Genomic DNA, 25,993 nt, shown 5'->3' on the forward strand with positions numbered 1-25,993 from the left:
GCTTATAAAGATGAAGCTTTCCTCTCTAACACCTTGAGCAAATAACCCACCTTTAATTCTCCCTCGCTAGTGGCGATAAAGTTCTCTCCAAAAAGGATTTTGTTGCCAACCTGACGATAAGAGCTGAGGGTTTTTAGTGGTTCTTTGCCTTTTTCAGAAGTATCAGGATTTACGGTGGTCATCACGCAACGGGCGCAGGGCTTTACACCATACATTTCAATACCATTACAAAACACTTTTCTTATCTCATCTTCCTCGTGAGCCTTTCCTCCCATAAAAACAATACTCGGCCGGAACCTTCTCATGTCCATTGGTTCATCAAGCTTCCCATTCAATTGAGCCAATGATTCCTCACTAATCATGAGGTAAGGATAACCATCCGCAAAACTCACTTTATCGGTTTCGTTAATGGCATACCGCTGATCAGCTTGACGGATGGAATCATCGTGCATGTACATGAGTCTGCACTTCATTCCTAAAACAGTACTGAACCATTCGTCTGCTTCGGGGCTCACAGGTTTTGCGGGGCAGGTATCGTCCCAAATGGTTACCATTTCGGGAGCGGTATTGGGTTCGTCCAAACTAATTCTAAGCGGGCTTACCGCTTCTGTTTTGTGCCGAACTATAATTTCTGAAGCAGTCAATTCTGGCTGAAGCAAGGCCATTTTAGCGTATTTGCGCTGGGTAATGAATTGGTTGTTTTCATCCACCAACATGAACCTTCGGTCGTTTTGGAAACCACGGCTTTCGACTTTGGCTTTGGCTACTTCAATACCCGCCAATGACTTAATTGGGTAAATATAAAGTGCGGTAATAATCAGGTTCGACATGACTTTTAGCTTTGAGGCCCCAAGTTAAAAGTTTACCTCCAATATTGATATCGGCTTACAGAATCAAGTTCAAGTTTGTAGCCATTCCAAGAATTTTGAGAAATCAGCAAATTCGGATAGTCCTTTTCAAATAAGTAAACGTTGGTTTTTTCTGCATCAAGCTTTGCCTCCACTTGCCAAGAATCACTTTTATCCACTACAGAAAACTGAGCATTATAAATGGTTGGCGTTCGTACTTTTGTATTGATTTGACTTTCGACCACCTTGTTCTCGAAGGTTAATCCATCTTCAAACTTTAAAGCCCTGAGCGCATAACTCAACTGGTCTTCCCATAAAAAATCAGTCCCGCTAATTCCCATTTCACCATCACCGGTTCCATCAAAATAACTGTTGTAATCATATGCGTAATTAGTCCCTTCGATTAAAAACTGTTTGAAGGTATTGCCGCACCATTCCTGGCCCGTATGCGTCATTTTATGCAATTGGTCGGGTTGATCTCTTTTGAAGAAAAGGCTGCTGAGATAATGGTAAGGATAATTATCGGTTTCAATTCTAGCAAACTTATTCACCTTCATCACGCTAAAAAGATCTTCTCTCTGGTAATCATCTGTCTTTACATTCCACTCCTTGTTAAACTCTTCTTTTACGGTAATGAAAACCTGATCGAAGCTTCTGGTTTTTCCATAAATATTCATTTCTGCACGGTAATGTGCCACTTCGGCCAAGCCATCTTCCCACAGTTTATCCATCGCCCAATTTTGGTCGAAATGCTCGTTAGGTGCATATTGGTCTTGAACTGAATCTTGTGGAGTGCTGCAAGCCGTACTGATAAAAACGAGCAACAGTAAATTGATAATAGCTTTCATGATTACGCCTTTTTATGTTCTTTCAAAATATCCTGGGCCCAATCGCCCAAGTCTTCTTCGGTATCAACATCATTTAAAACAGGGAGTTCAAAATATGAAAGCCCTTTATTCTTAAAATCTTGAATGGTAGAAGGAAAAACCTCTTCGGTACTCCATTTCTTGTTTTGAAATACATCAGTAATCAAGCGATTCATTCCAATCAGGTAATAGCCACCATCCACGGCTCCACCAATCACAGCATCATGCTTTTCGAGGGCAGAAAAAGCTTGTTCTAAGATTTCAGTAGTTAAGTCATAGCAGTCGCTACCAATGACGCAAATTCTTTCATAGCCCTGTTGAAAAGCCGATTGAACCGCAGCTAACATTTTTTCACCTAAGTCACCATTGGACTGTAAGTCTTTAGAAAAACCTTCCGCGGACCATAAGTCATTTTCGCCCAAAGCCTGATCGTAAAACACTGTTTTATCAACCGCCAAGGGTTGGGTTATTGATTTAGTACGCTCCAGCAAACGTTTATAAATCGCCAAAGCAGCTTCTTCTCCTACCGTAGCGGCCAAGCGGGTTTTTGCCCTTCCCAACACTGGGTTTTTAACAAAAATGATGAGTAATGCTTTTCCCATAAATCTTACTTAACCGCTTCTCCTTTTTTCAACCAAAGACCAAATATGCCCTTATACACATGTACTTTTTCGGTGGTCTGTTCTTTATCGTCTACCACTTCAAAACCTTCGTTTTTCCAGTTTACAATTCCCAAATCAATGTTATGCACATTCAAAAAACCTTGAGCCTGAAGTTCCTTTGCCAAATTAGCACTTCGAACCCCTACGGTACAATACACCAAAATATCGGTGTCGAGTTCAATGTTTTTCAACACTTCTGGTGTAAAACGTTTGGCTCCCGACAAATGACTGACTTCATATTCCGACTGTTCGCGAACATCCAAGATCAGTAGCTTTTGGGATTGAATTAAGTTCTTCGCCTCTACTGGGCTAATGTTTAAAACCTCTTTAGGGTAGAATAAACGTGCCGTTTGCGGTGTAAAGTAGAGAATTGTCGTCAGCAGCAACAGAAGCCCTAATGGCCAAAGCAGCATCCGTTTTCCAAGTTTTTTAAATGCCATTGAGTTTCCTTAAGGATATTTGATCGGTTTGTTCGACAATCATGTTTGGCCAAGTTAAATAATTATTACTTTGGGTACTGAAGATGTTGAGATCAAAAAGACTAAGTGTAAAAGCCTATACGGACGGAATTTTAAATTCCGATCGCCTGGTTTTGAGCCGTGCCATTACTTTGGTGGAAAGTAATTTACCATCGGATATAGCGCTGGCGCAAGCATTGTTGGAGAACCTTATTCCGCATGCGGGCAAAGCCATTCGCATTGGTATTACAGGAGTTCCCGGTGTTGGAAAGAGCACTTTCATCGAATCCTTTGGTGAATACCTTACACAACAAGGCAAAAACTTAGCCGTGCTCACCATCGATCCAAGTAGCCAACTGAGCAAAGGGAGTATTTTGGGTGATAAGACGAGAATGGAAGCTTTGGCCAGAAACCCTAAAGCCTTTATCCGTCCATCGGCATCGGGCACTGCGCTTGGTGGTGTAAGTGGAAAAACCAGAGAGGCCATGTTGCTTTGCGAAGCCGCTGGTTTCGATGTTATTTTTATTGAAACTGTGGGTGTTGGTCAGTCAGAAACTTTGGTCCACGGCATGGTGGATTTCTTCCTCTTGCTCATGCTTGCAGGAGCAGGTGATGAGCTGCAAGGGATAAAAAAAGGCATTATGGAAATGGCCGATGCGGTCATAATTAATAAAGCCGATGGCGATAATATAAAAGCCGCAAAAAGGGCCAAAGTTGAATACCAGAATGCACTTCATTTGTTCCCTGCGTCAGAATCGGGTTGGATTCCCGAAGTAAAAACCTGTTCTGCATTACAAAACACTGGCTTGTCTGAAATTTGGGAGATGATGGAGAAATACGTTCGTCACACCCAAACCAATGGTTATTTTGATACCAACCGAAAGGCTCAGAATTTGAACTGGATGAAGGAAAATATTAGTGCCTTATTGGAACAGGAATTTTACACCAACGATGCCGTAAAAAGCAGTCTTCCTGAAATTACCAAAGCCGTCAAAGAGGGGTCTTTGCCTGCGCTAAACGCAGCCAGGCAACTAATTCAAAAATTTAAGGGGAAATAAAAAGTCCCCTTCGAAGGGGACTTTTTATCATTCTGTTCCGAGTTCTCGGAATCTATATGATTTTAATGGAGCAACGTCCAAAAATATCATTCTCCTTTTCTAATACTTGAGGCACCAGAGGTATCTGAGTCTACCGAAGCATTTCCGCGGTAACGAACGCTAGAGGCTCCAGAAACATTGGCTTCTAACCTTTCAGAAACATTGACCCTTGCATTGCTGGCACCAGAAACACGTAAGTCTGCAATTCTATTCTGAAGATCATAAGCGCTGTAAGTGGACGCACCAGTAATTCTAACAGTTTGTCTGTCGGCCCTACCTTTTAAGTTGATTACGCATGAACCAGAAACTTCTAGGTTCAAATCATTCACATCTAAATCTAAGTTTAGAGATGAAGCTCCAGAAAGATCAATGCTCATTTTACTGCTTTCTAAAGTCTGCATGGTTTTAATGGAAACCGCACCACTGGCAGAAATTGATTCGAGCGACTTCACAGTAAGATAAGCCCTTGGGGTTTCTCTCATTCTGTAGCCTCTACGGCCCGATTGGTCTCTCATTTTGATGGTCAATCGGCCTCCTCTTACTTCTGTGATTACATCATCCATGTAGTCCTCATCAATCTCTATTTCTAAAGACTCCTGATTTCCAACTCGAATTTCAACTGCAAAAGCATTGCTTACGCTCAACTCTCTAACGCCAGATATTTCTCTCTTCTGCTTGGCTTGCCCAAAGGCGGTCATGGCAAACATTACCATAACAGCGGCAAGTAAAGTGGGTCTCGAAATTCTTATTAATGTTTTCATATGCTTAAAACTTAAATCTGGCCTAAAGATGGCTCCCAATGTAAAAGGTTGCACGACCCATCACGAATAACGGTTCAAGATAAATATGTTCACTCATTTAGCAAGGCCATGGTTAGACATGCGGTATTTATTCCTTAAATTCAGCAGAAGCGGAAACTCAAATGATAAGAGTTTGCAATACCGTCATAAAAACGACATGTTCGGGCAACTAAAAGCCTCAACTTGGGTATTATCATCCAGCTATGCATAACATTGTAATTATAGGAAACGGCATTTCGGGCATTACTACGGCTCGGCACGTCCGTAAACTTAGTGATCATAAAATCACTGTGATTTCTGCCGAAACCGACCATTTCTTTTCCAGAACTGCGCTGATGTACATTTACATGGGCCATATGAAATACGAACACACCAAACCTTATGAAGATTGGTTTTGGAAAAAAAACAGAATTGACCTAAAACGCGCCTTTGTAGAAAAGGTAGACACTGAGGGTAAAACTCTCCATTTTTCGGATGGTGAAACTATGCCTTATGATAAATTGGTGATTGCCACAGGCTCTAAACCAAATAAATTTGGCTGGCCAGGGCAAGATTTGGAAGGCGTACAAGGGCTCTACAGCTATCAGGATTTGGAAAGCATGGAAGCCAATACGAAGAATATTTCCAGAGCAGTCATTGTGGGAGGAGGCTTAATTGGTATTGAAATGGCTGAAATGCTTCGCTCCAGAAATATTCCAGTTACTTTTTTAGTGAGGGAAGAAAGCTTTTGGGACAACGTTCTACCAAACGGTGAATCTCAAATGATCAACCGCCACATCAAAGAACATCATATAGACCTACGACTGGCGACCGAATTAAAAGAAATCGTTTCGGACGAAAATGGCCGTGTCAAATCTATTATTACCGGAACAGGTGAAACTATCAAATGTGAATTTGTTGGGCTCACCGCTGGTGTTTCTCCAAACATTGGACTTTTAAAAGGTTCAGGAATTGAAACAAAAAGAGGCGTTTTGGTTGATCCATTCCTTAAAACCAATATTGATGATGTCTATGCACTTGGCGATTGTGCTGAATTTTTAGAACCAAATGGAGAAAGAAAAAACATAGAACAAGTTTGGTATACGGGCCGAATGATGGGTGAAGCACTCGCCAGAACATTATGCGATAAACCAACCAAATATGAACCTGGGCATTGGTTCAACTCTGCTAAATTCTTAGACATAGAATATCAGACCTACGGTTGGGTTTGGGCTAAAGCGAAAGACAACGAAAACGACTTTTACTGGGAGCACAAGAATGGAAAAATCTGCCTTAGGTTACGCTGGGATAAGTCTACGGGTAAACTATTGGGTGTAAACAATCTAGGCTTTAGACTTCGGCACCACGCTTTTGATAAATGGTTTAAAGAGGGAAGAACAGTTGATTACGTGCTCGAGCACTTAAAGGACGCCAACTTCGATCCAGAGCTTTATAAAACATATGAGGCCGAAATCATCGCTCAATTCAACCGTGAAAACGGCAAAAACATTCAGCTAAAAAAGAAAAGCTGGAAACGTATTTTAGACTTTGTATCATAATTCAATCAAACAATAATGTCGACTACAGAACCGAATTTATCCATTTCGAATCCACATCCAGAAGATACAGATGTAATCCAGAAAATAGCCTTAGTGGTCGCCTGCTTTGGAGTACTTATACTGCTGGCGGCTTGGGCCAATGTAGCCTTAGATGCTTCGGTATTTATGCCCATCGCCATCATTTCCATGATTGGCGGAACCACAGTTTATGGCGCCCGAAGCTATTTAAAGCAACCCGAAGGAATTAAGAACAATGGTATTTGGCACTTCTCATTGACCAGCAGAGGTGCTTTCGCTTGGGCGGTCGGGATTTTACTTACTGGCTTTTATATCCTGTTGTATTGGTTTCCTGGTTATGTAGGTTTTGTTCAGAACGGTGAAAACCAAGGCTTAGTAGCGCTGTTCGATCCCTTAAGTATGGCCATAAAAGGCCGCCCTGCCAGCCAATGGTTTATGTATGGAACCCTTTATACCATCGCTATTTTGGCTTTGGGAATGAAGTTCATTTTCAAATATCGACATAGTCGTTATCAACTTATCAGAACCATTTCGGTGATGATTGCGCAACTGGTTTTTGCCTATACTATTCCTGAAATTTTAGCGGCCCTTAATTATAACGATGTGACTACCACTGCTGGCGAATATGTTGGCTATTATGACACTGACATTAAAAACGTTTGGCCACTCGATTACGACTTCTTTTATAGCTACCATTTAGACGCTATGCAAGAAAAGGCCTATCAGCCTTTCGGAATGATTTATTTAGTTGTTGGAATTGGCTTGTTCTTAATCGGCACCCCTATTTTGACCTACTTGATTGGTAAGCGTTGGTACTGCTCTTGGGTCTGTGGTTGTGGCGGTTTGGCCGAAACTGCAGGAGACCCTTTCCGTCACCTTTCCTCAAAAAAGTTAAGCGCTTGGACACTCGAGCGCTGGCTTATTCATAGCGTAATGGTTTTTGTTTTTGTTATGACAGCCGTTACGCTCTATGGATATTTTACTGGTGCCAGCTCCGTTTTTGGGCTCGATATCTATTCTAAATTCCAAAAACCTTATGGTTTCTTTATCGGAGCTATTTTCTCAGGAATTATCGGAGTTGGCTTTTACCCCATGCTTGGCAACCGCGTTTGGTGTCGTTTTGGTTGCCCAATGGCAGGTTATATGGGAATTATTCAACGTTTTAAATCAAGGTTTAGAATTACGACCAATGGTGGTCAGTGCATTTCTTGCGGAAACTGCTCTACTTATTGTGAGCAAGGAATTGATGTGAGGGCTTATGCTCAGAAAGGGCAAAATATTGTTCGCGCGAGCTGCGTGGGCTGCGGGGTTTGTTCTGCTGTTTGCCCTAGAGGAGTTCTGAAATTAGAAAATGGTCCAGAAGAAAAGCGGTACGATTTACCTCCAATTATTATTGGCAATGAAAGCGTGAAAATTTCAGATTAACAGAATAGCATCATCACTTAACAAAAAAGGAATTATCAAATAGGTTGACAATTCCTTTTTTGTTATCTCAGGTGTTAGAGATAATCTCCTCAATCTGACCCAGATGATGTTTCAAGTGCTTGATATAATCATTGATGAAATATTCAAGCGTTGTAGGTTGATCTGCTGGAACAGGTTTCCAAGCAATCTTATCGAGGTTATGATTAAGCCTTTCCTTCTTTAATATCTTATCAGGAATTTGGCTGATAATGAAATCGATATGGAGGTTGTATTGTCTCCAAAGAATGATCAAATCATGCCATTGCGCACCAGCATAATTTTGATTTTCTACCCAGGCTACTTGGTCATAACCTTCAAAAATCAAGTCATCCGTAGATTGTGCTTTCACAATTCGCGCATGGTTATTCGCAGCCGAGTCGATCATATGCCCCACAATTTCTTGAATCGACCATTTGCCAGCACCGAGCCTTAAATTGGCTTCGTTTTCGGGCATCATCATAAAGCGCTCAAAGGCGGAAAGAATCGTTTCCCTTAAATTATGTTCCATAGCTGCTAGTTAAATAAAAAGCCCGATTCAATGAACCGGGCTTTGGGTTAATATTTATAAAAGTAAAGCTTAAAGCCCGAAAGCTGCCTTTACTTGATCTTGATAATCTAATTTTTCCCAAGTAAATAATTCCACTTCTTTCTCGTGTGATTGCCCATCTGACCCAATGAAACTTTTCTTTACTATTTCGTTCTTTCTACCCATATGGCCATAAGCCGCAGTTTCAAGATACATTGGGTTTCTCAATTTCAACCTAGTTTCAATTGCATAAGGACGCATATCGAACACTTCAGATACTTTTTTAGCAATCTCACCATCGGTCATATCTACATGAGCAGTTCCGTAAGTAGAGATGAAAATACCCATTGGCTCAACTACTCCAATAGCATAAGAAACCTGTACTAAAACCTCATCAGCTACACCTGCAGCCACTAAGTTTTTAGCGATATGCCTTGTAGCGTAAGCTGCAGAACGGTCTACTTTTGAAGGATCTTTACCCGAGAAAGCACCTCCACCGTGAGCGCCTTTTCCACCGTAAGTATCTACAATAATTTTTCTTCCTGTTAAACCAGTATCACCGTGTGGCCCACCAATTACAAACTTACCTGTTGGGTTAATGTGGTATTTGATCTGGTCATTGAATAACGCCTGAAGATTGGCTGGCAATTTCGCCATCACTCTTGGAATCAAAATATTGATGATGTCCTTGCGGATAGTTGCCAACATTTCTTCGTCTCCAGCAAAATCATCGTGCTGAGTTGAAACAACAATACTGTCAATTCTCAACGGCACATTATCGTCAGAATATTCAATTGTAACCTGAGATTTTGCGTCTGGTCTTAGGTAAGGAATTTCCTTACATTCTCTTCTTAGGTCTGCTAATTCTTGAAGAATTTTATGAGAAAGATCTAATGCTAAAGGCATGTAGTTTTCAGTCTCTTTAGTAGCATAACCGAACATCATACCTTGGTCACCAGCGCCTTGCTCTTCTTTGCTCGCTCTGTCAACTCCTTGATTAATGTCTTGAGACTGCTCGTGAATGGCTGAAAGCACACCACAAGACTTGCTATCGAACTGATATTCAGCTTTTGTATAACCAATTCTCTCAATTACGTCTCTAGCAATTCTCTGAACGTCAAGGTAAGTTTTAGACTTTACCTCACCTGCCAAAATCACTTGACCAGTAGTCACTAAGGTTTCACAAGCCACTTTTGAATCAGGATCGAAAGCCAAGAAGTTATCGATGAGTGCATCGGAAATTTGATCAGAGACTTTATCAGGGTGCCCTTCGGAAACTGACTCAGAGGTAAATAGATATGACATATATTAATCTTTATTTCTTGAAATATTGGAGGCCAAAATTAGGCTTTTGATTCTATTATGAAAACAAATGTTTGTAATACTAACTACTGTAAAGCAGAAAGATAGCTGGAGTCTTCTTCATGTCAATGTCTGAAGCTTTCCATTTACCTACTGATTTGGAAACAATATGCTCTGTTGCTCCTGAAATATCCTTGGCTACACATAAGAAAGTTTCCTTTTTCGCCACTTTTAGGATGTCTGTCAATAAAGCCTCGTTTCGATATGGCGTATCCATGAAAATTTGGGTGACATTTTTCGAATTAGACTCTTTTTCCAAATCTCTAATGGCCTGCTGTCTTTCTTTTCTGTCGATAGGCAAGTAGCCATGAAAGGTAAATGATTGACCGTTGAAACCGCTTGCCATTAAGGCCAAAAGTATCGAAGAAGGCCCAACCAAAGGGTTTACCTTCACCCCAAACTGATGTGCCATGTGTACCAAACGAGCGCCAGGATCTGCCACGCCAGGACAGCCAGACTCTGATATCACTCCAATGTTTTTTCCTGAAAGCGCGGGCTGTATCAGTTCGAAACAATCTTCGAAAGAGGTTTTCTTGTTTAAAATTTCAAACTGAAGCTCTTCAATTACTAAACCAAGCCTTAACGAACTAAGGTATCTTCTAGCAGTTCTTAAATCTTCTACATAAAACAGGTCGCATTTAAGAATGGCCTCGCGCACTTGTTCGGGAATAACCGCTTGCTGGGTATCTGCCGAAATCACATTCGGAATCATAAAAACTTGTCCACTACCCATTTTGCAAATAATCTAAGGTGAGATTCAAAAATTCTTCTGGCTTTTCGGCATGCAGCCAATGACCTACGCCTTCAATCGTTTCGATTTTACTATCCTTAAAAATGGAATGAATTAAGTTTAAGTCAGAATCCTTTATATAATCCGACTTTCCACCTCGAACAAATAAAGTGCTTCCCTTATATTCAGCATTATGGTTTAGGCCCAAGCCCACTTTATCAATTTCTTTCGCAATTACATCTAAGTTCATTTTCCACTCAAATGCATCGTTATTCCTCGCTAAGTTTTTAAGCAAAAACTGACGCACTCCAAACTCTGGAATATATTCCGCCAGCTTTTCATCTGCTTCTTTTCTAGAACTCAAATTGGGAAGATCTAGTGAAAACAAACCTTTAAAAATAAGGGTGTGATGTGGCGGATAGGATTGCGGGCCAATATCGGCTACAATCAACTTATCTACTCGATTTGGGTGCTCGGTAGCGAATGTCATGGCCACCTTACCTCCCATTGAATGACCAAGAATATGAGCTTTCTCAATATTATGATTGTTCATAAAGTTGAGTAAATCCTCTGCCATTGCAGGATAAGAAAACTCATCGTCATGAAAAGACTGACCGTGATTCCGCTGGTCTAGGATGTATACTTTAAAATGCTCAGCATACTTTTTACCCAATGTAAGCCAGTTGTCTGATGTACCTAATAGGCCATGAAGGATGATTAATGGCTTCCCCTCTCCCAATTCTCTAAAATAGAGTTCTTGCATTATCTTAATTCTCTTAAATAAAGTTGAATAGTATTTTCTAAACCAAAGTATAGCGCATCGCAAACCAAGGCATGCCCAATGGAAACCTCATCCATAAAAGGAATTTCTTGTTTCAAGTAGGCCAAATTCTTTAAATCTAAATCGTGGCCAGCGTTAATTCCAAGGCCTAATTCTTTTGCTCTTGCTGCAGCCAATTTATAATCAGCAATGGCTTTTACTTTATCCCTTTCATAAGCAGAAGCATACATTTCGGTATAAAGCTCAACACGGTCAGTGCCTACTTTGGCAGCTCCTTCAATCATATCAATTTCTGGCGCTACGAAAATCGAAACACGGATCCCAGCCGCTTTTAGTTCCGAAATCACTTCTTTCAAAAACTCTTCATGAGCAACGGTATCCCAACCGGCATTGGAAGTAAGAACCCCTGGAGGATCAGGTACTAGCGTGGCCTGTTCTGGCTTCACTTCTTTTACCATTTTCATAAAACGCTCATCAGGATATCCCTCAATATTGAATTCAGTAGTTACTACTTTCTTCAAATCGTAAACATCCTGTCTGGTAATATGACGTTCATCTGGGCGAGGGTGTACCGTAACCCCTTGAGCACCAAAGCGTTCGCAATCAATTGCTACTTGAACTACATTGGGGTTATTTCCGCCACGGGCGTTCCGAATTGTGGCTATCTTGTTGATGTTGACACTAAGCTTAGTCATGGAATATTTTTATTTGCATAACTTTGCCCGCAAGTTAATGATTTCATTGATCGTAAAAATTTTGAGATGAGCCTAAAACAACAGATTGACGTAGATATTAAAAGTGCAATGCTTGAGAAGCGTAAAGATGACTTGAAAGCCTTGAGAGCAATCAAATCGATGATTCTTTTAGCGGAAACTGAAAAAGGAAATACCGAAGGAGTTTCTGAAGATGCTGAAATGAAGCTCTTAATAAAAGCGGTAAAGCAAAGAAGAGATTCTGCTCAAATATATAAAGAGCAAAATAGAGAAGATCTTTATGCCATTGAAATGGCCGAAGTTGAGGTAATCGAAAAATATTTACCAAAACAACTTAGCGAAGAAGAAGTAAAAGCTGAGCTTCAGAAAATTATTGCTCAAGTAGGCGCTACTGGCCCTCAAGACATGGGTAAAGTAATGGGCGCAGCCACCAAAGCCCTAGCTGGAAAAGCGGATGGCAAAACCATTTCAACTTTAGTAAAGCAATTACTGACAGCCTAATTCATTGAAAACCCTTGACATCATACTATTAATACCGCTTGTTTTCGGGGCGGTAATGGGTTTTAGAAAAGGGTTACTCTTAGAAATCATCGGAATATTGGCCTTTATTCTGGCGATTATTGGTGGTTTCAAGCTTATGGAAATTGGCATTTCCTATTTGCAAGAGCACATAGAAGGCATGGATCACCTTCTTCCATTTATTTCCTTCTTAGTTATTTTTCTAGCCATTATTCTGTTGGTGAATATGATTGGAAAACTAATGAAGAAAGTAGTGGATATGACACTGCTAGGAGGAGTAGACAAATTTGCTGGCGCCATTGTAGGCATTGCCAAATGGGCCATTGGCTTAAGTATTCTCCTTTGGCTTACCAACAGTTTTGGCATTGAACTACCGGGGCAAGACGAAGATTTGGTGCTTTATCCTTATTTAGTAAAACTTGGCCCCAACCTGATTGAAGCCCTAAATGTAGTATTGCCCTTTGCCGAAGAAATGCTGGATTCTATCAAAGAAATGGTTTCGCCTCAAATCACTTGATACTCATTTTAGATAACTTCGATTCTTTCACCTATAACCTGGTGGATTACTTTGGCCAACTTAAGATTGAAGCCGAGGTGATTAGAAACAACGTTTCTATTGAAAGCATTAATTTTAGTAAGTATTCGGCTATTGTTCTATCTCCTGGGCCAGAAAAGCCAGAAAAAGCTGGTATATTAATGGACGTGGTCAAAAGCAAAATTGGTCAAATACCAATGCTTGGAATTTGTTTGGGACACCAAGCCATAGGTCAATATTTGGGAGCTTCTTTGGTAAAAGCCAATTACCCAATGCATGGTAAGATTTCTAGTATTAAAACCACAGAAGCAATTATATTCAACGATTTACCCAATGAATTTAACGTTGTGCGTTATCATTCATTAGTACTTCAAAATTTACCTAAAAGCCTTTCTCCCATTGCTTATACAGAAAATGGAGAGCTAATGGCCTTTGAAAATGTTGAATTGAAAGTAGCTGGAATACAATTTCACCCCGAAGCTATTTTGACCCAATACGGATTAGAAATGCTTAAAAATTGGGTGAGTTTTTATAATATTGTTTAAATCACAAGTTGAAAACTGGTTACACAACCTTTTAACGTATTGGGCAATTAGTAGAAATTAGCCTTGTATTTAAAAGGTTTAAACAAAGGCAGCATGACCGCAGCAGAACTGATAAATTATTTGATTCCACCCTTAAAATTAACCGATGATGGCAATAAGGCCATTATTTGGATGGAAGAATTACGCACAAACCAGTTGCCTGTAGTAGAGAAAGGAAAGTTCTTAGGCTTTATTTCCGAAGAAGTGATCCTAGAAAATAATGATGCTACTCGGCCCATTAGTGAATACGATTTGTTTGCAGAGGACTGCTTTATTTTTGAAGACCAGCATTTTTACGATGTCATTAAAATGGCCCATGAGCATGAAGTTCAACTGGTTTCAATTATTGGGAGAAACGGAAATTTCTTGGGTGTGGTAACCATAGAAGACACCATTAGCAGTTTTGCTCAATCAATGGCTGTTCAAGAACCAGGGGCAATTCTCATTGTTTCTATGAATTATAGAGACTATTCATTAGCCGAAATCAGCAGAATTGTTGAAGGCGAAAACGCCAAAATTTTGAGTAGCTGTGTTACCAACGATTACATGGATGCCTCAAGAATTAAGCTTACTTTAAAAGTAAATAAGCCAGATATTTCGCACATCAGTGCTTCCATCGAACGTTTTGGATATAAAGTAATTGGTAAATTTCAAGAAATTGAAATCAAATCGAACGACCAAGACCGTTATGACATGTTGATGAAATACCTCAACATTTAACAGCCTATGAAAATTGCCCTCCACGGAAAAAGCATTACACCCGAAGCCATTGATTGTGTTAAAGATTTACTTCAGGTTTTAAGCGAAAAGTCGATTGACATTTCGATGTCGAAAGATTTTGAAAAACAGCTAAAAAAAGTAAAGCTAAGTGCTAACCCAAGTAGAATTCTCCTGCCTGGTGACGACCTCTCTGATATCGACTTTGTTTTGAGTTTGGGAGGTGACGGTACTATGCTCGACACAATTGCTTATACCGCAGAATACGAAACACCCATTGTGGGTATCAACCTAGGTAGACTCGGTTTTTTAGCCACTACCCCGCGTGGTGAAATTAACAATGCGGTTAACGCATTAGTTTCTGGCAATTTCAATGTCGAAAGCAGGTCATTAATTCATGTAGATTCAAATGAGGAACTTTTTGCTCCTTTCAATTTTGGGCTGAACGAATTTACCATCGTCAAAAAAGAAACCTCATCTATGATTGTGGTGCATACCTATGTAGATGGAGAATACTTAAACGCCTATTGGGCCGATGGATTAATCGTTTCAACCCCAACAGGTTCAACGGGGTATTCATTGAGTTGCGGAGGGCCATTGGTTCACCCAAGGTTGAAGAACTTTATTCTTACCCCAGTTTCACCGCATAACCTAAATGTTCGGCCAATCATTGTTTCGGACCAAAGCGAAATTACCTTTGAGATTGAAGGTAGAACCAATCGTTTTATGGTGTCTTTAGACTCAAGGTCGTGTAGTGTAGACGATAAAGTAAAAATATCCGTTAAGAGGGAGTCGTTTGAGGCAAAGCTGGTAAGGTTCGATCATAACAGCTATTTTGATACCTTGCGACAAAAGTTGAATTGGGGGGTAGACGCCAGAAATTGAATTAACAATATTTAACTGGCCATTTTTGAAACGAAATCACAATGTTATCTAGCTTGCGAGCATATCATACGGATAAAACTGTATTACCTAAGTTTTTGAAGAAATCATTCTTGATAGCAGCATTTCTGCTGTCAACTTTCAGTGCGAAAGCGCAAGACTCTGAGGTGGGTTTTGAGCTAGGGGCTTATAACTACCTTGGCGATGTAGCCCGCACATATGATTTTGGAAATTCAACTTTAGGAGCACAGTTCTTTGTTAAGAAACACCTTAATAATGGTTTTAATACCCGCATTTCAGCGGGATATGGAAAACTCAAAGGTGTAGATAGCGAAGCATTTGACGTGTTTTCAGCAAACAGAAAGGCTTCATTTAAAGGTCGTTTTTTTAACGTTGATTTTCTTTGGGAGTATAACTTCCTCGATTATCGAGACGAAAAGCTACAACAGTTTTGGACCCCTTATATTTTGTTTGGCCTTGGCGCCTATAAATATACGGGAGAAGATGGTTCTGGAACTTCTTATGATTCTGGATTGAACTTAAAACTGCCCATAGGTATAGGGCTTAAATACAGAATTGATAGAAGGTGGACATTAGCAGCATCAACCAGCGCAATCAAAACAAATTCAGACACATTGGATAATGTTTCTGTAGACACTCCTTCGATTAAAGATTACAGAGGGGGCAATCCTAATGATGACGATTGGATGTTCTTCACGTCAATATCCATAAGCTATACACTCTATAAAATCGTGTGTCCGCAAGGCAAATTTAGATAGCTCTGATAAAGAATCAATTAGGGTTTAAAAACAATAACCATTTTCGTACCTTCGCACTCGCTTTTTCGCGAAGCAGATACAATGAAGAACAAAATTAAGCTCGACTCACTTCCAAAACACATAGCCGTAATCATGGATGGTAACGGCCGTTGGGCAAAAAGCCAAGGTGCAGCCCGTGTTTTTGGTCACAAGAATGCCATCAAAGCGGTAAGAGATACTACCGAAGGTTGTGCAGAATTGGGCATTGAATACCTTACCCTATACGCATTTTCAACTGAAAATTGGAACAGGCCTAAACTAGAAGTTAACGCCCTAATGCAGTTATTGGTAGCCACCATCAACAAGGAAATAAAAACCTTGATGGATAATGACATTAAATTAACGGCTATTGGTGACATTGCAAGTTTACCGGAATCCTGCCAGCGCGAATTGGCACAAGCAATGGAAACCACCTCGAAGAACAAGAGAATGACTTTAGTGTTGGCTTTGAGTTATAGTGGTAAATGGGATATTACCAATGCAATGAAGCAGATTGCCGCTAAATGCGAAACAGGAGCATTAAAAGCTGAAAACATTACAGGTGAAGTAATTGAAAACCATTTGTCGACATCGGGGATTCCTGATCCAGAGTTGTTGATTAGAACAAGTGGCGAACAAAGAATAAGTAATTTTCTATTATGGCAAATGGCCTATACCGAGTTTTTTATCACGGATACGCTTTGGCCAGACTTTAGAAGAGAGCATTTGTATGAGGCAATTGTCTCGTACCAAACAAGAGAAAGAAGGTTCGGTAAAACGAGCGAACAGATATAGAATTAACCTTGGGAATGAAGAAAATATTTTTACTTCTGGTCATTAGCATATGTGGTTTAACGCAAGTTAAAGGGCAGGTGAGATATGGTGTGAATACGGCAGAAGGTGTTCAAATTGACTATACAAACCCAAGGGTTTTTGAAATTGCAGAGGTACAATACACTGGCCTCAGCACCATAGAGGAAAGAGCCCTTACAGGCCTAGTGGGCATTAAAGTAGGCGATAAAATTGGTATTCCCGGAAACGAAATTTCCGATGCCATCAAAAAATTATGGAAGCAAGGCATTATCGCTGATGTTCAGATTTGGCTCACCAAAATTGAAGGAGATAGAGCCTTTTTAGAGTTTAGAATCACAGAACGACCAAGAATTACAAAATTCGAAATTGAAGGCATTAACTCTTCCCAAAAATCAGACTTAAAAGAACAAATTGGCGTAATTGGTAAGGTAGCTAGTGCTCCACTGATTAAAAACAGTGAAAACATTATTCGAAAATATTATGTAGAAAAAGGCTATTTAAATGCCAATGTAAAAACACTTCAAGAGGCCGATTCGCTCGGCAATAAAGGTGCTCAATTGACCTTTATAGTGGATAAAATGTCGAAGGTTAGAATCAATAAAATTGAATTCGAAGGCAACAACTCTTTTTCAGATCAACGACTAAAGAAGCCTTTAAAGAAAACCAATGAAAAACCACGCTTCTGGCTTGTAGCAAGACTTTTCGACCAAATATTTAAGACCAGCCCTAAGACGGTCTCAAACTATATGGACTCAACCTATTCTGTAAGCGAGTCAAGGTTTAAATCTTTTATAAATGACAACGTTAAGCTCAACTTCCTTCAAAGCTCGAAGTTCATTCAATCAGAATTTGAAGCAGACAAAGATGCGTTGATTGCTTTCTACAATACAAAAGGTTACAGAGATGCGACCATCGTTGGTAGTTCCATTAAAAAAGTAGACGATGATTATATTGACCTTAACATTGAAATAGATGAAGGAAATAAGTACTACATCAGAGATATTGACTGGACAGGTAATTACAAATACACTTCTTCCGAGTTATCGGACCTTTTAGGCATCAAAAAAGGTGATGTTTACAATAGAGAGCGAATAGAAGCTAGAACCTCTTTTGACGGGCAAACCGGAGATGATATCAACTCACTCTACATGGATGATGGGTATTTGTTCTTTAGGTTAGAAGTGGTTGAAGTAAGGGCTGACAATGACTCCATAGACCTTGAAATGAGGATGTATGAAGGGGAACAAGCCACTATTAAAAGAATTATTCTTACAGGAAATGATAGAACAAGTGACCATGTAGTGTTAAGAGAAATCAGAACCCTGCCAGGACAAAAATTCAGTAGAAAAGAATTAATTAGAACCACGAGAGAGCTGGCTCAGCTAGGTTATTTCGACCCTGAGCAAATCAATCCAAAGCCAATTCCGAACAACGGAGATGGCACTGTAGATATTGAATTCAGCCTTGTTGAAAAATCATCAGATCAAATCCAGCTTTCAGGAGGTTTCGGTGGTCCATTTGGTTTCGTAGGTACCGTAGGGCTTCAACTCAACAATTTCTCGGTTAAGAACATTGGAGATTGGAGCAAGTGGAGACCTTATCCGTCTGGTGATGGACAACGACTTTCCGTACAGATTCAATCTAATGGTAGACGTTTCCAGAACTATAACATGACTTTCTCTGAGCCTTGGCTTGGAGGAAAAAAGCCTAACAACTTCAGTGTAAGCTTTAATAGAACAGTAAACAGAACCTTTACAGATTATTACAATCCTTCTGATGTAAACGGATACCTAAAGGCTTCTGGATTTACCATTGGTTTAGGTAGAAAACTTCGTTGGCCAGATGACTTTTTCACGCTCTCCAATAGTATTTCTTACCAATTCTACGATGTATTTAATTTTGGCAACACACTTGGTTTCTCTACTGGTCAAGCCAATAGTGTTACATTCAATACTGCCATTTCAAGAAGTAACATTGATAGTCCGCAGTTCCCTACTAGTGGCTCTCAGTTCTCTTTAAATATAAACTTAACACCACCTTACTCATTATTCTTAGATAGGTTTAGCGGAGAAGGCAGTCCAAACCTTACCACCAGAGAGCGTTATCAATTTATTGAGTACAACAAAACTTTAATGGATGCTTCGTTCTTTATACAGCTTCCTAGCAAGTTTGTATTAAACGCTAGGGCTCACCTTGGGTTCATTGGTTCTTACGGAAACAAAACCGATACGGGGCCATTCGAAAGGTTCTTCTTAGGGGGTAACGGATTAAATGGAGCAAACAACTTTATAATTGGACAAGACATTATTGCGTTAAGAGGTTATGATGATAACAGTATTGTGCCAGTAGATCCGCAAACCGGTTTTAGAGGTGGACTTATCTTTAATAAGTTTGTAGCTGAATTAAGGTATCCTGTATCGCTCAAGCCATCTTCTGTAATTTACCTGTTGGGCTTTGGTGAAGCGGGTAATGCATGGAATAATTACTCGGAGTATTCTCCAAGAAATTTATTTAGATCGGCTGGTGTAGGAGCAAGAGTATTCCTTCCTGCATTTGGCTTGCTAGGTCTTGACTGGGCATATGGTTTTGATTCTGATAGAGAATTGGGAATTGATGGAGGTTCTCAAATTCACTTCACTATTGGTCAACAAATCAGATAACATGCACAAAATTTCGCCTGCCATAGTATTATTCTTCGTAATTTCTAACTTTGTGCTCGCTCAAAATAAAGCCTTTGCACAAAAGTTTGGCCACATAGATTCAGAGTATATTTTATCTAAAATGCCTGAATACAGCCAAAAACAGAAGGAGATAGAAGATCTCCACAAGGAATATGACAAAGTGGTACGGAGTTTGCAAAACGAAGCAGAGAAGATGAGGGCAGAGCTTAGGGCCAAAGAAATTTTGTTTACTCCTGAAATGATAAAGGAAAAACAAAAAGAAATTGATCTTAAAGAACAAGAAGCCCTAGATAAATCGACAGAGTTTTTTGGTTATGATGGCCTTATATATAAAAAGCAAAACGAATTGTTAAGACCCATCAGACAAAAAATGTTTGAAGCAACAGAAGTGGTTTGTAGAAAACATAACCTCGACTACATGCTTGATAAAGCTGCCGACATGAGCATTATTTACTCTAACCCCGAACACGATTACACAGAGTTTGTGCTAGAGGAATTGGAGTTATTAAAAAAGAAGAACTAAAACATTAATTTGAATCTTAAAGTCATGAATCGTAAACTATTACTCGCTACATCATTGTTTTTAATGGCAATGACAGCCTGGAGCCAGGAATTTAAAGTTGGTTATACAAGCATAGATGCTATTGTATTTAGTATGCCTGAAATTCCTCAAATCAATGCCGACCTACAAGTCTATCAAAAACAATTGGCCAGTCAGGTAGAGAGCAAACAAAGAACAATTGATACTAAAATTGCAGAATATCAGCAATTGGCTCAATTAGGAACTGCAGCACCAACGGCCATGCAGGAAAAAGAAGCTGAAATCAGAAAGTTACAAGCCGATTTTGCAAACTTTTCTCAAAAAGCAGACGAATCATTAAGCAATAAATCGAACAATCTGTTCAATCCAATTTATGTAAAGGTTCAAAACGCCATTGAAGAGGTTAGAAAAGAAAAAGGCTACGGTATGATCCTTAATGCAGGTACTGATACTGGCGGAATCGTTTTAGCAGCCAGAGAAGAAGACAACATTACTAAAGCTGTATTTGAAAAATTAGGCGTTCCAATGCCTGTTGCACCTGAAGGTGGAGCTCCAGCAGCAAAATCAGGAGGTAACTAAAAAATATCACTCCCAAAATGAAAGGCCATCTCAATTGAATTGAGATGGCCTTTTTGGTTCTATGAGCTTTTTAACTAGTCTTTCAATCTATACAGATCGACCTCAGCGGCCACATAGCCAAAGGCAGGCCAATTGCCTGTTTCAATTACCTTTTGAAAGATTTCTTTCGCCTTGGTCGTGTCTCCATTATATAAATACCAATTTCCCATTCCGTAACCCTGAGTAGCCAAGCTAAGCGCCACATCCATTTGGTCAGTTCTGAGCAGCTCTTCTTTTGCCAGCTCCCCCTTGTACATCATAATACGCTTATAATAACTATCGTTTTCGATAATGTTCATTTCTGAATGAATCGGCTCAAGTACTGTGGCGGCTTCTTCTGCTTTACCTTCTCGCATAAGGCTCATATAAAGCCAATCCGTAGTGGCCACTAGTAAGTCATCATTTACACTGTATTTCAGGCATTCCTTATAAATAGCAGTAGCTTCTTCAAACTTACCTTGGAGATAAAGCGCCAACCCATAGTGATAAAGAATGTTGAATTGGGTATTTGAAAGCGGAATGTTCATGCTATTTGGTGCACCATCAGGTTCAACTTCAATTTTCTCCCTATCCATCAACTCAAATGCTTTTTTATAATCAGCCTCAGCTTTTTCAAATTGGCGTGTACTAATGTAGCGATGACCTCTATGTCTATAAAGCTTATAAGAATTTGGAAACTTATTAATTCCCGCTGTAAACACCTCAATGGCTTTATTATAGTTGGTTAAATACGCCCAACGCCTTCCTAACCAAATGGTGTTCATTTCGCTAGGGTCGTCATCAAAGTTCTTTTGAGCTTCTTCTAAATTAGCAGTCAAGGCTGAAGTAGCCTTTTCACTTCTTTCTGGAATGTAAAGGGCAGTGCCATCCACAGCGTAGGCTTGAACTTCTTCCTTTTCTTCAGTCTTTTCGCCTGAACAAGCAAAGAAAAACACGGTACAGCATAGCAATATCGATAAGTGGGCTTTCATATATTTAGTATTTTTCTGTCATTTTGAAGGTCATTCCGTTCTTTTTCTCATCTACCATTTTCTTCACGTCTTCCAGAAGCTTTTTGGCATCATACACTATTCCATCTTTCACCGTATAACGAACTCCCCCAACACGAACAAGTTCATTGTCATCATTCAGTTTTAATGCTCCTGTACCGTAAAGCACTTTTAAATTTTGTAAAGGATTTTCTTCTACAATTACAAAATCTGCAAACTTGCCTACTTCAACCGTCCCAATTTTATCGGCCATTCCCAAGGCTTCTGCCCCGTTCAAAGTAGCGGACATAATAACCTCAAGTGGATGGAATCCTGCTTCGCGAAGCAATTCTAACTCACGGATATAAGCGAAACCATACAACTGGAAGATAAACCCAGAATCGGAACCCGCAGTTACTCGGCCGCCACGGTTTTTGTATTCATTCACAAAAGTCATCCAAAGGCGATAGTTTTCTTTCCACGCCACTTCTTCTTCCGTTCCCCAATAGAACCAATAAGACCCATGCGACCTTTTGCTCGGGCGATAGAATTCCCAAAGCGAAGGAAGTGTATATTCTTGGTGCCATTCGGCTGTATAAGCACGCATTAAATCACGGCTGGCTTCATAAATATTGAAGGTGGGATCTAAAGTGAAATCCAGCTCAATCAATTCGTTCATCACGCTGTTCCAGTGATCTGAAAAAGGAGGTGCTGCCTGTGCCCAGAGTTTACCTGCTTCCCCAAAACGGTCTTGTTCATTTCTGTAGTTATAGTCTAAGCTATAATTCTGAACCCTTCTGTCTGTGAATAGCGCTTCAGGCAAGCCGTACCAGTGCTCCATTGAAGTCAATCCTGCTCGGGCAGAATTTAGCACATTCCAACGCACTACGTCCATTTGTGCATGATGCATAGCGGACCTTAAGCCTAGCTTCTTATTTTCTTCCAAAGCGGCCTGCATAATTTCAGGGGCAGCCCCAAAAAACTTAATACCGTCTGCTCCTTTGGCTTTATTTTGCCTTACCCATTCTCTGGCCATTTCTGGTGTTGAAATTGGTTCTTTTGCTCCTTGGCCAAAACCTGTGTAGGCCAAAATTCTAGGCGCAGTAATGGTATTTTGATTACTCTTTTCTTTCTGATCTAAAACCCACTGAAGACCATTGCCTGTAGAAGGATCGCGAATTGTGGTAATGCCGTGTGCCAACCAAAGTTTAAACACATATTCTGCTGGCGTACCTTGTGCAGACCCGCCTATATGGCCGTGCATATCTACGAAACCCGGCATTAGGTACATACCTTCCAAGTCCATTACTTGATCCTTTGGCCCTACTTTCGGGCGGTCTTGTTCACGGATTTCTAGGCCTGGGTAACCTACATTATAAATGCCCTTGATGATATTCTTTTCCACCACAATATCTACTGGACCAGTGGGGGGAGCTCCATTGCCATTTATTAGCGTAACTCCGCGTATAATAAGCCTTTCGAAAGGCCCTTCGCCTTCGCTGCGGTTGGGCGCTTTTTCTACTTGCGCTTGCAGGTGAACGACTAAGGTGAGTAAAAAAAGGGAGGCAATTGCCCTTAAGAAATGTTTTTTCATGGTCATTAAGGTTGAATTAGTGCAGAAGATAATTATTTCCCCATCAGAACACAACGCTGCTTATTTTCGCGGAGCAGGAATAAGGAGCTAATAAAAACAGAAAGCCTTACAGCTTTCACTGTAAGGCTTTTCATATGTTACTCGTTTGTGCTTATTATTTCTTTTCCTTTTTCTCGAGGTTCATGTCGAAAGTCTGACCAGACTGTTTCCATTTACCTGCAAACTTGCCGTCTTTTAAAGTACCTTCAATCATAGTCATTTTCAAAAAAATACGAAAAGGGAATACATCGGTTAAATGAAATATTAATCCGATCATTGAATTTCACTCCTAAGCACTTCTAGCGGGGATTTGCTTAAAATACCTCGGCTGTTCAGCAACCCAATCAAAACCGTTAATGAAGTAATGGAAACATAAACCAATAATACTGGAAGCACGTTTGGTACGAAAGACGTTTCGAAAGTAAAGTAGGCCAAAGCCCAGCTACCCAGTAAAGCCAACATAATTCCTGAAAGCGAAGCCAAACTGCCCAACACAAAATATTCAAGGCTATTAATGGTCAAGATTTGACGTTTACTTCCACCTAAAGTTCTTAACAAAATGCTTTCTCTGATGCGTTGAAATTTGCTCAGAATTACCGAGCCAATTAAAACCAATAGCCCAGTAACAATACTAAACAAGGCCATAAAGCGGATGACAAACGAGATTTTACCTAAGATTTCATCCACTGTGGTCAGAATCAAACCAATGTCGATTACGGAAACATTCGGGTATTTCTTGACAATATCGCGTTGATAAAGCGCTCCTTCTTCAGTGGATTTAACCCTTGTAATCAACACATGAAACTGCGGTGCTTTTTCTAAAACTCCTTCGGGGAAAAGCACCAAGAAATTTGTCTGTACTCTTTCCCAATCAATTTCTCTAAAGCCACCCACATAGCTGGTAATCGGAACTCCCTGCACATTCCAAATGAGTTCGTCACCTAGTTTGATTCGGCTACTTTCGGCATAGCCCTTCTCTATGGTCACAAAAACAGAATCAGTACTCGTTTTCATAGTCCTGAACTCTCCTTCCACCAATTTCTCTGACTCAATAAGGCTATCACGGTATGTAATTCGCCATTCACGATTGAAAGCACCTGAGCGATAATTCAAGGTGGAATCGGCCATTACATCGGCCAAAGTATTGCCGTTAATTTTTGATAGCCTCATAGTTACTACAGGCACTTGCTGCAATACGGGTAAACCTTGTGCTTTGGTAAAATCTGCTATTTCATCCTTCTGATACGATTGAATATCGAACAGCATCATGTTCGGGCGGCCTGCATCGGTGGTAATTTCTACCTGACTGATCAGTAAACCCTGAATAAAATAGAGGGTGGTAATCAGCGCTGTACCCAAACCAATGGAGGCAATCAATATCGTAGTTTGGTTATTCGGTCTATATAAATTGGCCAAACTCTGTCGCCAAAGGTAACTCCAGCCCGTTGGGAAGAATTTCTTCACTGCCCACATGGCCAAACGAGCGATGAGCACTAAAAACCCAAATGCCATTAATACCGAAATGGTAAACACAAAACTGTTCGAGAGGTCTCCGATTTGTAAATAAGCAAAGCCAAAAATGAAAATGAAGATTCCGCCAAAAACCAACCACCTCAGTGGATCTCTTGCACCGTTTTCTCCATCAGGCGTGTTCCTTAAGGTAAGTAATGGCGATGCCTTTCTGATTGCTAAAAGTGGCGTAAGCGCAAAAAGGATAGACACGACAAGCCCCGTAGCAATGCCTCCTAAAATAGAAGGCCAAGAAATACTGAAGTTGACTTCTACTGGTAGAAAATCTGCAAATACTTTTGGTAAGATGGTTTGTAAAAGTGTTCCTGAAAAGGCACCAATCGTTGCACCTATCAGCCCAATGACTCCAATTTGAATAAGGTAGATTAAAAAGGTATCTCTCCCTTTAGCGCCAAGGCAGCGAAGAATCGCCACGGTTCTGATTTTTTCTTTTATGTAAATATGTACCGCGCTGGCTACACCTACGCAACCCAAGAGTAAGGCCACAAAAGCCACCAAATTCAAGAAGCTGCTCAAGTCTTCGAAAGTACGGCCTGTGTCTCGCTTTCTTTCCTCTACCGTATCGCCACGAATTCCTTCGGTACGCAGATACTCTCGGTCGGTTCTTAGCTGTTCATCTAGGTCAAATTCAGGATCTAGATCGTTCAACTTGTAGAACTTCCTGTATTGAACACGACTCCCTTTCTGAATCAGCCCCGTAGCCTCCACATATTTCATAGGAATATACACCGCAGGGGCTACCAAAGTAGCGGCCATAGACTGTGATGGTGAACTGATCAAGGCGCCTTCAATCAAAAAGGTGACCTTACCAATTCGGACGGAATCGCCTACTTGAACATCATACTGCACCAAAACACTTTGGTCTACCAAAGCTTTCGCTTGTCCATCTCTAAATGATTGAGCGGCTGAAGCAGGGTTAGACTCAATCACTCCGTAAAAAGGAAATGCACCTTCTAAAGCCCTAACATCTACCAGTCGACTGCCTTGGTTTTTAGGGAAGTACACCATGGAGGCAAAGCTGTTTTCAGATGAAACTTCATAATCCAGCGTATCAAGAAATGGATAACTGAAATCATCTTTGTTAGCACTTAATTCTAGATCCGCACCGAGCAATTCTTTTGCTTGGCCGTTGATATCGTCTTTTAAATTTTCGCTGAAAGAGTTAATCGCCACCAAAGCGGCAATACCAAGAATGATGGATGAAATGAATAGAAAAAGCCTCGACTTACTTTTTCGCGCATCGCGCCAAGCCATTAGAAATAACCATTTGGCAGAAGAATTCGACTGAAAATTATTTGAATTAATGCTCATC

27 protein-coding genes are annotated in these 25,993 nt (G+C 40.3%); 13 read left to right on the forward strand and 14 right to left on the reverse strand.

Features of this window, described 5'->3' with window-relative positions; translation table 11 throughout:
• Positions 1-2: 2 nt before the first annotated feature.
• From MB14_RS09745 to MB14_RS09760, 4 genes are read right to left on the reverse strand one after another with little or no spacing between them, the layout of a single operon-like run.
• Positions 3-830 (reverse strand): MOSC domain-containing protein, encoded by an 828-nt coding sequence (locus MB14_RS09745; protein WP_062591367.1) that lies wholly within the window; start codon positions 828-830, stop codon positions 3-5.
• Positions 831-862: 32 nt separating this feature from the next.
• On the reverse strand, positions 863-1,696 hold the full coding sequence (locus MB14_RS09750) for a hypothetical protein (RefSeq protein ID WP_062591368.1): 834 nt from the start codon (positions 1,694-1,696) through the stop codon (positions 863-865).
• 2 nt (positions 1,697-1,698) lie between these two features.
• Positions 1,699-2,316, reverse strand: coding sequence for a TIGR04282 family arsenosugar biosynthesis glycosyltransferase (locus tag MB14_RS09755; RefSeq protein WP_062591369.1), 618 nt, complete (start codon positions 2,314-2,316; stop codon positions 1,699-1,701).
• 5 nt (positions 2,317-2,321) lie between these two features.
• Positions 2,322-2,816, reverse strand: coding sequence for a rhodanese-like domain-containing protein (locus MB14_RS09760; protein WP_084376033.1), 495 nt, complete (start codon positions 2,814-2,816; stop codon positions 2,322-2,324).
• Between the two features lie 83 nt (positions 2,817-2,899).
• Between MB14_RS09760 and meaB the strand changes: the two genes are divergently transcribed.
• The gene (meaB, locus tag MB14_RS09765) at positions 2,900-3,892 is read left to right on the forward strand and encodes a methylmalonyl Co-A mutase-associated GTPase MeaB (RefSeq protein ID WP_062591371.1); all 993 of its coding nucleotides are present in this window, start codon (positions 2,900-2,902) and stop codon (positions 3,890-3,892) included.
• Between the two features lie 86 nt (positions 3,893-3,978).
• On the opposite strand, the gene MB14_RS09770 is transcribed toward meaB, so the two are convergent.
• Positions 3,979-4,692 (reverse strand): head GIN domain-containing protein, encoded by a 714-nt coding sequence (locus MB14_RS09770; RefSeq protein ID WP_062591372.1) that lies wholly within the window; start codon positions 4,690-4,692, stop codon positions 3,979-3,981.
• A 242-nt stretch (positions 4,693-4,934) separates the two neighbouring features.
• Between MB14_RS09770 and MB14_RS09775 the strand changes: the two genes are divergently transcribed.
• Together MB14_RS09775 and MB14_RS09780 are read left to right on the forward strand one after the other, a co-directional pair.
• Positions 4,935-6,269, forward strand: a complete 1,335-nt coding sequence (locus MB14_RS09775) for an NAD(P)/FAD-dependent oxidoreductase (protein WP_062591373.1) — start codon at positions 4,935-4,937, stop codon at positions 6,267-6,269.
• A 15-nt stretch (positions 6,270-6,284) separates the two neighbouring features.
• Positions 6,285-7,712: a 4Fe-4S binding protein gene (locus tag MB14_RS09780; protein WP_062591374.1), complete on the forward strand. Its 1,428-nt coding sequence runs from the start codon at positions 6,285-6,287 to the stop codon at positions 7,710-7,712.
• Between the two features lie 67 nt (positions 7,713-7,779).
• On the opposite strand, the gene MB14_RS09785 is transcribed toward MB14_RS09780, so the two are convergent.
• The 5 genes from MB14_RS09785 to MB14_RS09805 form a co-directional block, all read right to left on the reverse strand.
• On the reverse strand, positions 7,780-8,259 hold the full coding sequence (locus MB14_RS09785) for a DinB family protein (protein WP_062591375.1): 480 nt from the start codon (positions 8,257-8,259) through the stop codon (positions 7,780-7,782).
• A 69-nt stretch (positions 8,260-8,328) separates the two neighbouring features.
• Entirely contained in the window at positions 8,329-9,582 is a 1,254-nt protein-coding gene (gene metK / locus MB14_RS09790; RefSeq protein ID WP_062591376.1) for a methionine adenosyltransferase, read from the reverse strand.
• 79 nt (positions 9,583-9,661) lie between these two features.
• On the reverse strand, positions 9,662-10,372 hold the full coding sequence (locus MB14_RS09795) for an SAM-dependent methyltransferase (RefSeq protein WP_062591377.1): 711 nt from the start codon (positions 10,370-10,372) through the stop codon (positions 9,662-9,664).
• A complete protein-coding gene (locus MB14_RS09800; protein WP_062591378.1) occupies positions 10,365-11,132 on the reverse strand; it encodes an alpha/beta fold hydrolase in 768 nt (255 codons plus the stop codon). The genes MB14_RS09795 and MB14_RS09800 overlap by 8 nt, the downstream gene beginning before the upstream one ends.
• Positions 11,132-11,845, reverse strand: coding sequence for a pyridoxine 5'-phosphate synthase (locus tag MB14_RS09805; RefSeq protein WP_062591379.1), 714 nt, complete (start codon positions 11,843-11,845; stop codon positions 11,132-11,134). The genes MB14_RS09800 and MB14_RS09805 overlap by 1 nt, the downstream gene beginning before the upstream one ends.
• Positions 11,846-11,911: 66 nt before the next feature.
• Between MB14_RS09805 and MB14_RS09810 the strand changes: the two genes are divergently transcribed.
• From MB14_RS09810 to MB14_RS09855, 10 genes are all read left to right on the forward strand, one after another.
• On the forward strand, positions 11,912-12,364 hold the full coding sequence (locus MB14_RS09810; protein ID WP_062591380.1) for a GatB/YqeY domain-containing protein: 453 nt from the start codon (positions 11,912-11,914) through the stop codon (positions 12,362-12,364).
• Between the two features lie 4 nt (positions 12,365-12,368).
• Positions 12,369-12,899 carry a CvpA family protein gene (locus tag MB14_RS09815; RefSeq protein ID WP_132644131.1) on the forward strand — a complete coding sequence of 177 codons (531 nt, stop codon included), beginning with the start codon at positions 12,369-12,371 and terminating at the stop codon, positions 12,897-12,899.
• Complete coding sequence (locus tag MB14_RS09820; RefSeq protein ID WP_062591382.1) at positions 12,896-13,462, forward strand: anthranilate synthase component II; 567 nt, start codon at positions 12,896-12,898, stop codon at positions 13,460-13,462. The genes MB14_RS09815 and MB14_RS09820 overlap by 4 nt, the downstream gene beginning before the upstream one ends.
• Positions 13,463-13,555: 93 nt before the next feature.
• Entirely contained in the window at positions 13,556-14,221 is a 666-nt protein-coding gene (locus MB14_RS09825; RefSeq protein ID WP_053222434.1) for a CBS domain-containing protein, read from the forward strand.
• 6 nt (positions 14,222-14,227) lie between these two features.
• Complete coding sequence (locus tag MB14_RS09830; RefSeq protein ID WP_062591383.1) at positions 14,228-15,103, forward strand: NAD kinase; 876 nt, start codon at positions 14,228-14,230, stop codon at positions 15,101-15,103.
• Positions 15,104-15,144: 41 nt separating this feature from the next.
• On the forward strand, positions 15,145-15,879 hold the full coding sequence (gene porG, locus MB14_RS09835; RefSeq protein WP_062591384.1) for a type IX secretion system protein PorG: 735 nt from the start codon (positions 15,145-15,147) through the stop codon (positions 15,877-15,879).
• Between the two features lie 81 nt (positions 15,880-15,960).
• Positions 15,961-16,692: an undecaprenyl pyrophosphate synthase gene (gene uppS / locus MB14_RS09840; protein WP_062591385.1), complete on the forward strand. Its 732-nt coding sequence runs from the start codon at positions 15,961-15,963 to the stop codon at positions 16,690-16,692.
• Between the two features lie 14 nt (positions 16,693-16,706).
• The gene (locus MB14_RS09845) at positions 16,707-19,370 is read left to right on the forward strand and encodes a BamA/OMP85 family outer membrane protein (protein WP_062591386.1); all 2,664 of its coding nucleotides are present in this window, start codon (positions 16,707-16,709) and stop codon (positions 19,368-19,370) included.
• A 1-nt stretch (position 19,371) separates the two neighbouring features.
• Positions 19,372-19,914 carry an OmpH/Skp family outer membrane protein gene (locus MB14_RS09850; protein WP_157716569.1) on the forward strand — a complete coding sequence of 181 codons (543 nt, stop codon included), beginning with the start codon at positions 19,372-19,374 and terminating at the stop codon, positions 19,912-19,914.
• Between the two features lie 24 nt (positions 19,915-19,938).
• Positions 19,939-20,511, forward strand: coding sequence for an OmpH/Skp family outer membrane protein (locus tag MB14_RS09855; protein WP_084376035.1), 573 nt, complete (start codon positions 19,939-19,941; stop codon positions 20,509-20,511).
• A gap of 74 nt (positions 20,512-20,585) precedes the next feature.
• Here MB14_RS09855 and MB14_RS09860 read toward each other — a convergent pair whose 3' ends face one another.
• The 4 genes from MB14_RS09860 to MB14_RS09870 all read right to left on the reverse strand — a co-directional run bounded on the left by MB14_RS09860 (position 20,586) and on the right by MB14_RS09870 (position 25,992).
• Entirely contained in the window at positions 20,586-21,521 is a 936-nt protein-coding gene (locus MB14_RS09860; protein WP_062591388.1) for a tetratricopeptide repeat protein, read from the reverse strand.
• Between the two features lie 4 nt (positions 21,522-21,525).
• Positions 21,526-23,112 carry an amidohydrolase family protein gene (locus MB14_RS09865; RefSeq protein ID WP_062591453.1) on the reverse strand — a complete coding sequence of 529 codons (1,587 nt, stop codon included), beginning with the start codon at positions 23,110-23,112 and terminating at the stop codon, positions 21,526-21,528.
• Positions 23,113-23,266: 154 nt separating this feature from the next.
• On the reverse strand, positions 23,267-23,428 hold the full coding sequence (locus MB14_RS18950; protein WP_157716570.1) for a hypothetical protein: 162 nt from the start codon (positions 23,426-23,428) through the stop codon (positions 23,267-23,269).
• A complete protein-coding gene (locus MB14_RS09870) occupies positions 23,425-25,992 on the reverse strand; it encodes an ABC transporter permease (protein ID WP_246032646.1) in 2,568 nt (855 codons plus the stop codon). The genes MB14_RS18950 and MB14_RS09870 overlap by 4 nt, the downstream gene beginning before the upstream one ends.
• Position 25,993 lies beyond the last annotated feature (1 nt).

This window comes from Roseivirga ehrenbergii (assembly GCF_001593005.1).
GTDB lineage: Bacteria > Bacteroidota > Bacteroidia > Cytophagales > Cyclobacteriaceae > Roseivirga > Roseivirga ehrenbergii.

Bases quoted from the DNA above. Each gene is read 5' to 3' on its own strand.
- MB14_RS09745 (WP_062591367.1), bottom strand. From the start codon at position 830: ATGTCGAACCTGATTATTACCGCACTTTATATTTACCCAATTAAGTCA.
- MB14_RS09750 (WP_062591368.1), bottom strand. From the start codon at position 1,696: ATGAAAGCTATTATCAATTTACTGTTGCTCGTTTTTATCAGTACGGCT.
- MB14_RS09755 (WP_062591369.1), bottom strand. From the start codon at position 2,316: ATGGGAAAAGCATTACTCATCATTTTTGTTAAAAACCCAGTGTTGGGA.
- MB14_RS09760 (WP_084376033.1), bottom strand. From the start codon at position 2,816: ATGGCATTTAAAAAACTTGGAAAACGGATGCTGCTTTGGCCATTAGGG.
- meaB (WP_062591371.1), top strand. From the start codon at position 2,900: ATGTTGAGATCAAAAAGACTAAGTGTAAAAGCCTATACGGACGGAATT.
- MB14_RS09770 (WP_062591372.1), bottom strand. From the start codon at position 4,692: ATGAAAACATTAATAAGAATTTCGAGACCCACTTTACTTGCCGCTGTT.
- MB14_RS09775 (WP_062591373.1), top strand. From the start codon at position 4,935: ATGCATAACATTGTAATTATAGGAAACGGCATTTCGGGCATTACTACG.
- MB14_RS09780 (WP_062591374.1), top strand. From the start codon at position 6,285: ATGTCGACTACAGAACCGAATTTATCCATTTCGAATCCACATCCAGAA.
- MB14_RS09785 (WP_062591375.1), bottom strand. From the start codon at position 8,259: ATGGAACATAATTTAAGGGAAACGATTCTTTCCGCCTTTGAGCGCTTT.
- metK (WP_062591376.1), bottom strand. From the start codon at position 9,582: ATGTCATATCTATTTACCTCTGAGTCAGTTTCCGAAGGGCACCCTGAT.
- MB14_RS09795 (WP_062591377.1), bottom strand. From the start codon at position 10,372: ATGGGTAGTGGACAAGTTTTTATGATTCCGAATGTGATTTCGGCAGAT.
- MB14_RS09800 (WP_062591378.1), bottom strand. From the start codon at position 11,132: ATGCAAGAACTCTATTTTAGAGAATTGGGAGAGGGGAAGCCATTAATC.
- MB14_RS09805 (WP_062591379.1), bottom strand. From the start codon at position 11,845: ATGACTAAGCTTAGTGTCAACATCAACAAGATAGCCACAATTCGGAAC.
- MB14_RS09810 (WP_062591380.1), top strand. From the start codon at position 11,912: ATGAGCCTAAAACAACAGATTGACGTAGATATTAAAAGTGCAATGCTT.
- MB14_RS09825 (WP_053222434.1), top strand. From the start codon at position 13,556: ATGACCGCAGCAGAACTGATAAATTATTTGATTCCACCCTTAAAATTA.
- MB14_RS09830 (WP_062591383.1), top strand. From the start codon at position 14,228: ATGAAAATTGCCCTCCACGGAAAAAGCATTACACCCGAAGCCATTGAT.
- porG (WP_062591384.1), top strand. From the start codon at position 15,145: ATGTTATCTAGCTTGCGAGCATATCATACGGATAAAACTGTATTACCT.
- uppS (WP_062591385.1), top strand. From the start codon at position 15,961: ATGAAGAACAAAATTAAGCTCGACTCACTTCCAAAACACATAGCCGTA.
- MB14_RS09845 (WP_062591386.1), top strand. From the start codon at position 16,707: ATGAAGAAAATATTTTTACTTCTGGTCATTAGCATATGTGGTTTAACG.
- MB14_RS09850 (WP_157716569.1), top strand. From the start codon at position 19,372: ATGCACAAAATTTCGCCTGCCATAGTATTATTCTTCGTAATTTCTAAC.
- MB14_RS09855 (WP_084376035.1), top strand. From the start codon at position 19,939: ATGAATCGTAAACTATTACTCGCTACATCATTGTTTTTAATGGCAATG.
- MB14_RS09860 (WP_062591388.1), bottom strand. From the start codon at position 21,521: ATGAAAGCCCACTTATCGATATTGCTATGCTGTACCGTGTTTTTCTTT.
- MB14_RS09865 (WP_062591453.1), bottom strand. From the start codon at position 23,112: ATGAAAAAACATTTCTTAAGGGCAATTGCCTCCCTTTTTTTACTCACC.
- MB14_RS18950 (WP_157716570.1), bottom strand. From the start codon at position 23,428: ATGATCGGATTAATATTTCATTTAACCGATGTATTCCCTTTTCGTATT.
- MB14_RS09870 (WP_246032646.1), bottom strand. From the start codon at position 25,992: ATGAGCATTAATTCAAATAATTTTCAGTCGAATTCTTCTGCCAAATGG.